The sequence below is a fragment of the Streptomyces sp. 8N706 genome (assembly GCF_052245415.1).
Lineage (GTDB): Bacteria > Actinomycetota > Actinomycetes > Streptomycetales > Streptomycetaceae > Streptomyces.
Genome location: NZ_JBQQBW010000034.1, coordinates 1 through 12,791 on the forward strand (window position 1 = coordinate 1; position 12,791 = coordinate 12,791).

Annotated in this window: 8 protein-coding genes and 1 pseudogene; 8 read left to right on the forward strand and 1 reads right to left on the reverse strand. The window is 66.8% G+C overall.

All coding sequences use genetic code 11. The annotated features are described in order from the left end of the window. The first annotated feature begins 72 nt into the window (after positions 1-72). From ACTWQE_RS15205 to ACTWQE_RS15215, 3 genes and pseudogenes are all read left to right on the forward strand, one after another. On the forward strand, positions 73-195 hold the full coding sequence (locus ACTWQE_RS15205; protein ID WP_443329522.1) for a hypothetical protein: 123 nt from the start codon (positions 73-75) through the stop codon (positions 193-195). 16 nt (positions 196-211) lie between these two features. Continuing rightward, positions 212-425, forward strand: a pseudogene (locus ACTWQE_RS15210) (ISL3 family transposase); the annotation flags it as partial. 363 nt (positions 426-788) lie between these two features. After that, positions 789-3,773 carry a Tn3 family transposase gene (locus ACTWQE_RS15215; RefSeq protein WP_443329462.1) on the forward strand — a complete coding sequence of 995 codons (2,985 nt, stop codon included), beginning with the start codon at positions 789-791 and terminating at the stop codon, positions 3,771-3,773. A 241-nt stretch (positions 3,774-4,014) separates the two neighbouring features. Here ACTWQE_RS15215 and ACTWQE_RS15220 read toward each other — a convergent pair whose 3' ends face one another. After that, positions 4,015-7,695 (reverse strand): nSTAND1 domain-containing NTPase, encoded by a 3,681-nt coding sequence (locus ACTWQE_RS15220; protein WP_443329463.1) that lies wholly within the window; start codon positions 7,693-7,695, stop codon positions 4,015-4,017. Between the two features lie 435 nt (positions 7,696-8,130). Here ACTWQE_RS15220 and ACTWQE_RS15225 point away from each other — a divergent pair, with 435 nt between their 5' ends. From ACTWQE_RS15225 to ACTWQE_RS15245, 5 genes are all read left to right on the forward strand, one after another. Next, entirely contained in the window at positions 8,131-8,622 is a 492-nt protein-coding gene (locus ACTWQE_RS15225) for an RICIN domain-containing protein (RefSeq protein WP_443329464.1), read from the forward strand. Next, entirely contained in the window at positions 8,619-9,215 is a 597-nt protein-coding gene (locus ACTWQE_RS15230) for an RICIN domain-containing protein (RefSeq protein ID WP_443329465.1), read from the forward strand. Before ACTWQE_RS15225 ends, ACTWQE_RS15230 begins: the two co-directional genes overlap by 4 nt. Positions 9,216-9,930: 715 nt before the next feature. Continuing rightward, positions 9,931-10,800: a recombinase family protein gene (locus ACTWQE_RS15235; protein WP_443329466.1), complete on the forward strand. Its 870-nt coding sequence runs from the start codon at positions 9,931-9,933 to the stop codon at positions 10,798-10,800. A 422-nt stretch (positions 10,801-11,222) separates the two neighbouring features. Next, positions 11,223-11,528 (forward strand): WXG100 family type VII secretion target, encoded by a 306-nt coding sequence (locus ACTWQE_RS15240; RefSeq protein WP_443329467.1) that lies wholly within the window; start codon positions 11,223-11,225, stop codon positions 11,526-11,528. After that, the gene (locus ACTWQE_RS15245) at positions 11,528-12,778 is read left to right on the forward strand and encodes a WXG100 family type VII secretion target (protein ID WP_443329468.1); all 1,251 of its coding nucleotides are present in this window, start codon (positions 11,528-11,530) and stop codon (positions 12,776-12,778) included. The genes ACTWQE_RS15240 and ACTWQE_RS15245 overlap by 1 nt, the downstream gene beginning before the upstream one ends. Positions 12,779-12,791 lie beyond the last annotated feature (13 nt).

Genomic DNA, 12,791 nt, shown 5'->3' on the forward strand with positions numbered 1-12,791 from the left:
AACTTGCAGAAGCTGCTTGACACACAGAGGCGCTAATCAACGGCGGATCTGCTGATCAAGGGGAGACGCCAAGTGAGCGAGACGACGATCGAGCACGAGTCCGTCGAGGAGCCGGCAGGTGGTGCGACGCCGACGGCGATACCGGCGTCGCTGCGGGCAACGGGCGCACTCAGGGGCGCGCAGCAGAGGACCTGAGCGACTGCCCCTTTCAGGGCGGCGGAAGCGGACGGTGGCCGATGTGCCGGTGGACGGTCGGCGCGTGGTGGTCCGCGTGCGGGTGCGGCGCTTGGTCTGCCACGCACGGCTGCTGTCACACCTTCCGCGAGCAGGTGCCCGGGGTACTCGAGCGTGATCAACGGTGCATCACACGCATGACCAGCCGGGTCAAGTCTGTGGTGGAGGAGTTGGCGGGGCCAGGAGCATCCGACCACTTCCACCGTCATGATGGGCGACGGCCACTGACAGCCGTCCGGCGGCAGACAGTGCTGTAGGGCGCAGGGGCGGACGTTGGGGAGTCCCCGCAGACGGGAAATGCCACGGTCCTGTAGGTCGCGGTATCCGGCGGGGTACTGCCGATCGACCGCGCCCGCGGGAGCATCGTCATCGAGCACGTGTCGGGTGAACCGGGACTCGATCCCTCGAGGTGAACGTCGCGGTGGTACGAGGCCCTGGAGTCCTAGCTCAGACACCAGCCGCAAAGTAGGTCGCGGGTAGCCGGACGAGCCCCGTTTCCCCATCCTGGGCGTCGTCGTTGGTCTGATCGAGTGATCGAGGCAAAAGGGGCGGGCGTGCGGCAAGAGTGGTCGCCAGAGGAGCTGTTGGCGAACTGGACGCTGGTAGACGGCGACTGGGACCTGGTGGCGAACAAGAGCGGGACGACCCGGCTTGGCTTCAGCCTCTTGCTGAAGTTCTTCGAGCTGGAAGGCCGGTTCCCCGATGTGCTGGAAGAGGTCCCGCCGGCCGCAGTGGAGTACGTCGCCGATCTGGTGAAGGTCCCGGCCACCGACTTCACGAAGTACACGCTGGTCGGCCGGACCGCCGAGTACCACCGCAAGCAGATCCGCGAGGCCCTGGGATTCCGGCCGTCGACGGTCGCGGACGAGAAGGCGCTGGCCGAGTGGCTGGCCGTGGAGGTCTGCCCGGTCGAGCTGGTGGAGGACCGGCAGCGCGAGGCTCTGCTGGTCGAGTGCCGGGCCCGGAAGATCGAGCCGCCGGGCCGTACCCGGGTCGATAAGGTCCTCGTCGCCGCGCGCGGCAAGTGGGAGAAGACGTTCTGCGCCCGCACGATCGGCCGCCTCGGTGAGGCGGGCACGGCTCGGCTGCTGTCCTTGGTGGTTGAGGACAACGAGGCGGGTACCGCGCTGCTGGCCGCGCTCAAGCGCGACCCGGGCGCGGTCGGCCTGGACTCCCTGCTGACGGAGATCACCAAGCTCAACGACGTGCGCAAGCTCGGGCTGCCCGAAGGGCTGTTCACGGACTGCTCGGAGAAGCTGCTGGCCGCGTGGCGGGCGAGGGCGATCAAGATGTACCCCTCGGACTTCCGTGACACAGCGGGGGATGTACGGATCACCCTGCTCGCGGCGCTGTGCTCGTCTCGTCAGGCGGAGATCACCGACGCCCTGGTCGATCTGCTGGTCGCCCTGGTCCACAAGATCAACGCACGTGCCGAGCGGTGGGTGGAGAAGCAGCTCACCGCCGAGCTGAAGAAGGTCCGCGGCAAGGAAGGCATCCTCTTCAAGCTCGCGGACGCGGCGCTTGGGCGGCCCGATGAGATTGTGCGTACGGCGCTGTATCCGGTGGTCGGGGAGAAGACGCTGCGCGACCTGGTCGCGGAGGCGAAGGCGAACGAGAAGGTGTTCAAGGCCAAGGTTCGTACCACGCTGCGGTCGTCGTACAGCTCGTACTACCGGCAGATGCTGCCGCCGCTGCTGAACACTCTGGGCTTCAAGTGCAACAACACCGCGTATCGGCCGGTGATGGACGCGATGGAGCTGCTGAAGAAGTACGCCGACGTCGATGGCAAGACCCGCTTCTACGACGCCGGCGACGACGTGCCGATGGACGGCGTGGTGCGCAAGGACTGGCGCGAGGCGGTCGTCGACGACAAGGGCAAGGTCGAGCGCATCCCGTACGAGCTGTGCGTCCTGGTCGCGCTGCGGGACGCCGTGCGGCGCCGGGAGATCTACGTCGAGGGCGCCGCGCGCTGGCGCAATCCGGAGGACGATCTGCCCGGCGACTTCGAGGCCACCTGCGCCGTGCACTACGCCGCGATCCGGCAGCCGCTGAACCCGCGGGCGTTCATCGCGGACCTGAAGAAGCGCATGACCGCGGGCCTGGATCAGTTGTCCGGCGCGCTCGCGGACGGCAGTGCGGGCGGGGTGAAGGTCACCACCCGCAAGGGCGAGCCGTGGATCACCGTGCCGAAGCTGGAACCGCTGGCCGAGCCCACCGGCCTCCAGGCCCTCAAGGACGAGGTCGTACGACGGTGGGGCGTCCTGGACCTCCTGGACGTGCTGAAGAACTCCGACTTCCTCACCGGCTTCACCGAGGAGTTCTCCTCGGTCGCCGCGTACGAGCGCATCGACCGCGACGTGCTCCAGCGCCGCCTGCTGCTGGCCCTCTTCGCCCTGGGCACGAACATGGGCATCCGGGCGATCGTGGCGACTGGCGAGCACGGCGAGAGCGAGGCCGCGCTGCGGCACGTGCGTCGGCACTTCATCACCGTCGACAACCTCCGTGCCGCCGTGACCAAGCTGGTGAACGGCACCTTCGCCGCCCGTGATGCCGCCTGGTGGGGCCAGGGCACCGCGTGCGCGTCGGACTCGAAGAAGTTCGGGTCCTGGTCGTCGAACTTCATGACCGAGTACCACGCCCGCTACGGCGGCAACGGCGTGATGATCTACTGGCACGTCGAGCGGAAGAACGTCTGCATCTACTCCCAGCTCAAGAGCTGTTCGTCGTCCGAGGTCGCTGCGATGATCGAGGGCCTGCTGCGGCACTGCACGGACGCCGAGATCGAGTCGAACTACGTCGACACGCACGGCGCGAGCGTGGTCGGGTTCGCCTTCACCGAACTGCTCAACTTCCGTCTGCTGCCGCGGCTGAAGAACATCGGCAGCATCCGCCTGTACCGCCCGGACGACACCCCGCCCGGCTGGCCGGCGCTCGGCGCTTCGCTGACGCGGCCGATCCGCTGGGAGCTGATCGAGCAGCAGTACGACCAGATGGTGAAGTACGCGACCGCGCTCCGGCTCGGCACCGCTGAGGCGGAGCAGGTGCTGCGGCGCTTCACCCGCGGCGGCCCCAAGCACCCCACCTACCAGGCTCTCGAAGAACTCGGCCGCGCCGTGCGTACGGTTTTCGCCTGCGACTACCTGGCCAGCCCCGGCCTGCGCCGGGAGATCCACGGTGGGCTCCAGGTCGTGGAGAACTGGAACAGTGCGAACACCGTGCTGCACTACGGCAAGGACGGCGCCCTGACCGGCCCGGACAAGGAGCACGCCGAGACGTCGATGCTCGCCCTGCACCTGCTCCAGTCCGCGCTCGTGCACGTCAACACGCTGCTGATGCAGCAGGTCCTGGCCAAACCGGCGTGGGCGAAGAAGCTGGGCGATGAGGACAGGCGCGGCCTGACCGCGCTGTTCTGGTCGAACGTCAACCCGTACGGCACGTTCCGGCTGGACATGGACAAGCGCCTCGACCTGGGGCTCACGGTGCCCCGCCCCTGCACCCCGGCGGACGCCGCCGACCGATCAACCACGGAGACACGATGACGCGCGCCCCGCACTGTCCGGCCGTTTCATAGGTGGGCGGTCAGGGGTACCTACGGTCGCCCGCTGTCGGGACTCCCGTGAGTTCTTTCTGCATAGGCCATCATCTTCTGACCTGCGGCACTGATGAGCGGGGATTCACTCGATCGCATGGAGAGTTCGACGTTCCGTCGAGATTCCTCACTCGACCTGCAACACCCCAGCCCACCCCTACTCCCACACCTCAACCCACACCCCGCCAGCATTATCGAGGGGCGCATATGGGGCGGGGCGGGTGGGCCGGCAGGTATGTGGAGCGCTCCAGCGGTGTGAGGTTTCGGTGGATGGCGTGACAGATCTTGCGGATGGATTCGTCCGGGGTAGGTAGGTCCAGCTTCCACAGCCACACCGTCTTGTCGTAGTTGGCGGTGGCCAGGGTCCGCCCGTCCGGACTGAACTCCACTGCGGCAACGGTATTGGCATAGCCGGTGAGGGCGGTGCGGGGGTGTCGGGTTCTGGTGTCCCACAACTGCACCGTTCTGTCGTCGCTGCCGGTGGCCAGGGTCCGCCCGTCCGGACTGAACGCCACAGAAGAGACTTCGCTGGTGTGGCCGGTGAGGGTGGTGCGCGTCTTGCGGGCACCGACGTCCCACAACCGCACCGTCTTATCCCAGCTGCCGGTGACCAGAGTGCGCCCATCGCGGCTGAACGCCACCGCTGAGACAACATCGGTGTGGCCGGTGAGGGTGGTGCGCGTCTTGCGGGCACCGACGTCCCACAACCGCACCGTCTTGTCGTCGCTGCCGGTGGCCAGCGTCCGCCCGTCCGGACTGAACGCCACCGCCGTGACCTCTCCGGTGTGGCCGGTGAGGGTGGCTTGTAGCTTGCCGGTAGCCCCATTCCACAGCCGCACCGTCTTGTCGGCGCTGCCGGTGGCCAGCGTCCGCCCGTCCGGGCTAAACGCCATGACGAAGATGTCATTGGTGTGGCCGGTGAGGGTGGCTTGTAGCTTGCCGGTAGCCCCATTCCACAGCCGCACCGTCTTGTCGGCGCTGCCGGTGGCCAGAGTCTGCCCGTCCGGGCTGAACGCCATGGCATAGATCGGGCCAGTGTGGCCGGTGAGGGTGGTGCGCGTCTTGCGGGCACCGACGTCCCACAACCGCACCGTCTTATCCCAGCTGCCGGTGGCCAGAGTGCGCCCATCGCGGCTGAACGCCACCGCTGAGACAACATCGGTGTGGCCAGTGAGGGTGGTGCGCGCCTTACGGGCATCGAAGTCCCACAACCGCACCGTGTTGTCGTGACTGCCGGTGGCCAGAGTCTGCCCGTCCGGGCTGAACGCCATGGCATAGATCGGGCCAGTGTGGCCGGTGAGGGTGGCCCGCGTCTTGCCAGTAGCCACGTTCCGCAACCGCACCGCCGAGTAGTTAGCGATGGCCAGGGTCCGCCCGTCGGGGCTGAATGCCACCGCGTAGATGTCATCGGTGTGGCCGGTGAATTTGACCCGTAGCTTTCCAGTGGCCACGTTCCACAGCCGCACCGTCTTGTCTTGACTGCTGGTGGCCAGGGTCTGCCCGTCCGGGTTGAATGCCACCGCCGTGACCTCTCTGGTGTGGCCGGAGAGGGTGGTGCGCGTCTTGCGGGCGCCGACGTCCCACAGCCGCACCGTCTTGTCGTCGCTGCCGGTGGCCAGGGTCCGCCCGTTCGCACTGAACGCCACCGCGTTGATGTCATTGGTGTGGCCGGTGAGGGTGGCTTGTAGCTTGCCGGTAGCCATGTTCCACAGCCGCACCGTCTTGTCGTCGCTGCCGGTGGCCAGTGTCCGCCCGTTCGGACTGAACGCCACCGCCGTGACCTCTCCGGTGTGGCCGGTAAATCTGGCTTGTAGCTTGCCGGTAGCCATGTTCCACAGCCGCACCGTCTTGTCGCCGCTGCCGGTGGCCAGTGTCCGCCCGTCCGGACTGAACGCCACCGCGGCGACTGATTTGGTGTGACCGGTGAATCTGGTCCGTAGCTTGCCGGTAGCCACGTTCCACAGCCGCACCGTCTGGTCTTTACTACCGGTGGCCAGCGTCCGCCCGTCCGGACTGAACGCCACCGCACGTACAAGCTGGGTGTGGCCGGTGAGACGGTCTTGGATGGGGAGATCGGCGGCGGAGTAAAGGCTGGTGGTGGCCTCTGGGGTGGGAGCGGTCCGATATGCCTGGACAGCCAGAAGAGAGGCCAGGTCGGGTTCGCTGTCCAGTAGGCCGGTGGACTGCGCGGCTAGTTGCCGGGACAGGGCCACGCGCTGCGCGGTCAGCGCACGGTCGCGTTCTCGGCTGCTGGTACGGCTTTGCTGCCAGGCGGTCAAACCTGCGATCAGGGCAAGCACGAGCAGGACGGAGAGGGCCACGGTGAACCGGCGCAGCCGCCTGGTAACGCGGGCGGCTGCTTGCTGTTCCTGGACGCGGGCGGTGACGCTGGCGGTGAGGAAGGCACGTTCCAGGTTGGTGAGGTCATGGTGGTCGTGGGCGTGAGGGAAGTGTTCCTCGGCGGTGGCAAGACGGGTGCCGCGGTATAGGGCGCCGGGGTCGCGGTCGAGTTCCTGCCATGTCTGGGCGGCCTCGGTGAGCCGGCGGTGACAGCGCAGGCGTTCGCGGTCATCCTCGATCCATGCATGCAGGCGGGGCCAGCCGATGATCACAGCCTCGTGGGCCAGATCGACGGTGTCGTGGTAGAGGGTGATCAGACGGGCGCGGGCCAGCCGGTCCAGCACGTGGGCGGTACCGGCCGTATCGCCCGTATCGAGCTCCGCGCGCTGGATGGGGCGGCGGGTGTCGGGGACACCGTCGCCGGGGGTGATCAGGCGGAGCAGGATGCGTCGCGCCAGGCAGGCGTGCTCGTCGGGCAGTTGGGTGTACAGGTCCTCTGCGGTGCGCGCGAGCGCGCCGGTCACTTCGCCGGATGCCTCGTAGGCGTCCATCGTCAGGGTACGGGCGCGGCGGCGACGCCAGGTCTCCAGCAGGGCGTGGGACATCAGCGGCAGACCGCCGGGCTCGTCGGCTGTCTCCTCGACCAGCCGGGCGGTCAGGGAGCGCTCCACGATCAGCCCGTGAGCTGCGGCTGGTTTGACGATGGCTTCGCGCAGCTCGGCAGGGCTCATCGGCACCACTGGCATGCTGGCGTCACGCACCGCTTCGGCCAGCTGGCGGTGCTGCAGACAGCGGCTGTAGAAGTCCGCCCGTACCCCCAGGACCACCCGCAGCCTGCGGGCGGGGGCACGGGCAGCCAGCAGCCGGTTGATGAACAGGTTCCGCTCATCGGGGTCGTGGTAGAGAGTGAAGACTTCCTCGAACTGATCGACCACCAGCCAGGTCTCCCCCTCCCCGTCGGCCGACTCGAATATCTGCTCGCAGGTGTGTAGCGGCCGGGATCCAGGAGTGAGGATCCGGATTGTTGCTGGGCGCAGGGCCGGGTCCGTCGCGTTCTGTAATCGTGGGATGAGACCGGCACGCAGCAGGGAGGACTTGCCGCTGCCCGAGGGGCCGAAGACGGCGACCAGCCGGTGCTTACGCACCAGCTGCAGGAGTGCGTCGGTGAGCTGGTCGCGGCCGAAGAAGCGGTCTTGGTCGTCAGCCTCGAAGCGAGCCAAGCCACGGTAGGGCGGCTCCGCCTCATCCTCGTCCGCCGGGAGTGCGGCCTCGTCTTGTGCCGCGGCATGCCAGCGGCGCTCCCACTCTTCCGCATCTCCGCCGCAGGCATTCACATATCCCAGCGTTACCGCCAGGGTCGGCAGCCTTTTGCCTCCCGCAGCCGTCGCCAGCGCGGCCGCCGAATACCCCGCACGCTGCGCCATCACGCGGTACGTCGGCGCACCTGCCTCCTGCCGCAGCGTGCGCAACTCGAACGCGAACCGCTGTACCGGGCCCGCCGCCGGATCCACCTGTTTCTCACGACGCCCCATGCCATTCTCCCTGTCAGCCCCCACCGTCTATCCGACCACGGCTTCGCGGTGCCACAACAGCCGTCCCCGAGTCAACTCCCGTACCGCCCACGCCGACCGCGCTTTTGTTCACGCCCACGATGACGGGCTGCTGAACACCCACGAGCGGCAAAGACTCTATGCCTGGCGAGCGCGCAACAGCCCTCGCCGTCCGCCAGCGCTCGAAGCAACAGGCACTGCGCGGACCGCGGGTGGGGGGCGTCAGCGCCGTGAACCGCGGCCACCCCCGCCGACAGGTGGGACATGTTTCAACAAGAGGAGTACGAGCACATGCGCACATTGCTCACTGCATTGGCAGTGGCGGGAACGGCTGCTGCCGTGGCGTTTCCCGGCTCGGCCACAGCCCTGCCTCATGCCGACAGTGGCGCGTCGGCGAGCACGACAGCGTCTCGGGGCGTGTCGGTGTCGGGAGAGACGGCCGGTCTCGGAGAGGGCACCACACTGCGCCCTGTCGCAGGGCGGGACAACATCTACTACCTCAAGGTGAAGCACAGCGGTAAGTGCCTCACCGTGCGGGGCGCCAGCCACGCCAACAACGCAACCGTCAACCAGTACCGGTGCGTCAGCGGCGCCAAGAACCAGTGGTGGATCGAATACTTCATGGGAGGCATCAGCCGCCGGTTCGTCAACTTCAGCAGCCAAAAGTGCCTTTCCCTGCGAGGGGGAAGCACTGCCAAGGGCACCCCCGCGGTCCAGCGGACCTGCGACGGTGAACCGGACCAGACCTGGTTCACCCTGGCTCCGCACCGCGAGAGCCCGATTACCCCCAGCCGTACCCAGGGGAACAAGTGCCTGGACGTGCAGGGCGCCAGCAAGGCGGACAACGCACCGGTCATCGCATGGTCATGCAACAAGAAGAACAACCAGAAGTGGGTGGGCGTCGGATGACCACGCGATTCAAGAACTCCGCAGCCGTACCGCTCTGGGTGGCGGCAGCCGCAGTCCTGGGTACATTGGCCAGCGGCGCGCCGAGTGCTGCGGCCAACGTGTCCGAATCCCCCCGCAGCAACGCTGCGGCCTCGGCACAGCTCGACCAGAACGTCCGGAAGGTGATCAGCAGGCACAGCGGTAAGTGCCTGACCGTGCAGGGCGCCAGCCACGCCAACAACGCAACCGTCAACCAGTACCGGTGCGTCAGCGGCGCCAAGAACCAGCAGTGGCGCATGGAGATGTCCGGCGGAGACGGGTCCTACGCCAGTGTCGTCCTGCGGAACATCAACAGCGGCAAGTGCCTGACCGTCCACGGAGCCAGCACAGCCAATGGCGCCAAGCTCGACCAGTACACCTGCGTCGGCGCCCGCAACCAGACATTCACCTTCAAGCCGGCGCGCATGCGAACGACTCCCCTGTTCACCCAGCCGCTGTCCGGTAACAAGTGCGTCGACGTGCAGGGCGCCAGCAAAGCCGACAACGCCCCCGTCATCCAGTGGAAGTGCAAAGGAGGGAAGAACCAACAGTGGGACCTGACCCGTCGCCCCTGACGGTGTAACGCACCGGTCACGGGAGCGACGGAACGAATACAGTCCCGACGGGGGGCCGGAGCCACTACCAAAGTCTCCGGCCCCCCGGTTACGCGTACCTGGCCGACAGGCGTTTCATCGCCTCTCCCACACCAGCCCGCACCAGATCGTGCCGGGCACCGGTTAGCGGGCGGCAGCCAGGTGATTCCCCAGCGCCCCGCCCCTGCGGGCCCTGCCCGCCGACGAGCGCGAGCACGACGTCCGGGACGAGGACGTCGCCCGCCTCTCCCCGCTCAAGCACGCCAACCTCAACTGCCTGGGCCGCTACAGCTTCCGCGCCACCGTCCCGCCCGGCGGCTCGCCCGAGCTGCCGGTGCTGACGGCGCTGCATCGGCTGAACGCGGCGTGCATCCGTACGAGCGCTGACGCCGCCAAGGGATTCCTGCCAACCCAGCCCGAGTGGATCGTGCAGGGCGTGACGCGATATCAGTTCTGCGTCGCCGTGCACTGCGCCGGATACCCGCACGAACAGGCAGACGCGCTACTCGACGAACTGTGCGTCGACGAGAACGGGCAGCGGCTCAGGTAGAGCACCGACGAGACGGCGGCCGGTGTTTCATAGGTGGCCGCTCATGAAACACCCGGCCGCGAGGTCGTCCACCTGTGGCGATCATGTTTCATGAGTCGTTGCAAACGACTGGACGCCTGAAACACCCTCATGAAACAGTCCGGGGTCGTGAGCGACGACTTCAAGCGCGTGGAATCGCACGACTGCCCGATGTCCACCTGCGCCGCCCCCGCAGGCTCCCCATGCCGCACAGGCAAGAACAAGGTGGCCATCCAGTACCACACCGCCCGCTTCCGCCTCGTGCCACAACTCGCCAAGGCCCTCAGCGTGCTAACCCCCGCCGTACGCAAACCGGGCTCGGCATGGACCGAACTGCCCCGGCCCGTGCGCGCCGGCGCCGAACCGGTCGGCCACGTCCGCCTCGGCTACGCCCGCGCCTCGACCGCCCGGCAGTCCCTCGACGCACAACTCGACTCCCTCACCGAGGCCGGGGTCACCCGGGTCTTCTCGGAGAAGATCTCCACCCGCGCCACCCGGCGCCCCGAGCTGGAGGCCGCCGTGAAGCTCGCCGGGGAGATCCGCTCCTCCGGCGTCGCCGTCACCCTCGTCGTCCACGAGCACAAGCGGCTCGGCCGCGGCATCGAACTCGCCATGCTCGCCGAGGAACTGAAGGCGAGCGACGTCGGCCTGGAATTCCTCACCGGAGAACTGAAGGGCTCCCACGACCCGTCCGGCATCGTCTTCACCGTCCTCGCCGCCATGTCCGGCATGGAACGCGAGTACATCCGCGACCGCACCCTCGAAGGCCACGAGAGCGCGCGGAAGCGCGGCAAGACCATCGGCGGCGCCGGGGTCACCGACGACGACATGCTGTCCATGGCCCTCCACCTGCGCGACCAGGAGATGAGCCTGCGCGACATCGCCAAGCGCCTCGTCATCACCACCGGCACGAAGAAGGGCCAGCACCCCTCGCCCGCCACCGTCATGCGGATGCTGCGGGAGCACGGCGAACAGGCCGCCACAGCGGCGAGGACGTGACCATCCGGCTACTTTGCGGCTGGTGTCTGAGCTAGGACTCCTGGGCCTACGAACGTGTGCCGAGGATGGCATGACGCTGCGCATCCATGCCGTACAGCGCCTTCCTCATCCACGGACGCGGCGCAGACGGCGCGCCCCGTCTGCCCGGGGCGCCGCGGTGATCCTTGAATGGGATGCCCAGCGGCCTCGATCGTCCTTGGCTATGCGGCAGCCTGCTGATTCCTCCTGATACCGACCATGGCGATCCACCTTGCGAGGCCAGGGAGTCGGGCGGAGGCTTTTCGGCCATCTCCGATCACGCCCTGGCCGTCGGTCTGAACTTCCTTGTGTGTTGGGGGGGTTGATGATGTACCGTCACTTGTCCAGTGCGGACAGTGACGGGGAGGAATGTAGTGGGCAAGAGTAAGGTCATGGACATATCGATGTCCGACCTGAAGGACGCCGCGCCCGTCTTCTATCGCCAGAGTGAGACGCTGCGCATTGCGGCGAAGACCTTGCAGACGAAGTTGGACAGCCTCGGGTCGCCGTGGGGCGGGGATGAGCAGGGCAATCAGTTCCGGGACGCCTATGTGCCGAACCGCGCCTCGATCGAGAAGGCCGTTGGCATCCTGGTGGAGGGCTTGGCCAGCATCCACGATGCCATGAAGGATATGGCTGACGGGCATATCGAGAACGACGAGCTCGTCAAGAGTCTCTTCACCGGGGTGGACCGCAAGGCCGGTCACTGATGGGGGCGTTCGAGGAGGCCAAGGAGTACCTCGTCGAGGCGCTCGGCATGTGGTGGCCCGACGCCGATGAGGGGAAGCTCAGGGAAGCGGCCGACGCCTGGCGTACCTTCGCCGATGAGGTCCATGGTGTACGAGGCGCCACGAATAGCAAGGCGCAGGACATCATCACCCAGAACAAGGGTGACTCGGTCGAAGCCTTTGATGAGTTCTGGCGTCGCTATCACCACGGCAACAAGGGCTGGCTGAAGGATCTCGAGGACGCCTCCCGGTCGATGGCCAAGGCGCTGGATGACTTCGCCGACGACATCAGCGGAGCCAAGAGCCAGATCGACACGCAGCTCGAGATCACCGCTGCAGTGATCGTGGCCGGCATCGGCCTGTCCCTGCTCACGGCCGGACTCGCCAGTGGCGCCTCCGCCGCCGCGGCTACCACCATCGTCGACATGGCTGCCACCCTCGGAGTCTCCGTCTCCACAGGTGTCGCCCGACTCGCCGCAACCACCATGGTGGGCGTTGCCTTCGGCGGCGTCGAATCCGTCACCGTCGACCTTGCCGTCGCCCAGCCGCTGAAGAACGCCGCAGGACTCCAGAACGGCTACAGCATTGACCATGCTCGGGAAGCCGGTACTTATGGCGCCCTGGTAGGTGGTGCCTTCGGAGCTGGCGCTGGCACGTACAAGAACATCAAAGACGCAGGCGGCTTCAAGAATTCCTTTCAGGGCATACGCCTCAACTTGTCAGGCCCGAGCCTGGCAACACCTAATGGCGTGATACCTGTTGGTCCGACGGGGCAACGCCTGATGAACCCGAACGGTTCTGGAAGGCTCGACAGTCACTGGCTGTTCGCCTGGAAGGACCTCCCGCAGGAGGTCAGGGACAATTTCTTCCGAGGCAACAAGTTCAACAATGAGAATTACGCACGCTATCCGGCCAACGAAGTGCACCTCTCTAATGGGAAGCGCCTCGATTCGTATGTACCGGGTAAGGAAATTGTTTCCCGAAAGCATACGCAGATGGCTGGCGTCGACCCCAAGACAGCTCGCAGCTACTTGGATGAAATCATCAATAAGTATGAGCCCGACACCATCATCCGTAGCAACAAGTATCCTGATCTCGACGGAAAACCGCTCCAAGGCGACATGATCCTCGAGGTCCCTGTGCAACACCGTCCCATCCCTGATGAGATAATCGAGCACGCGCAAGAATTGGACATCGTCATCCGGGATGTGGCGGGGCGCGTCTACACGTAGCGAAAGGTGCTTG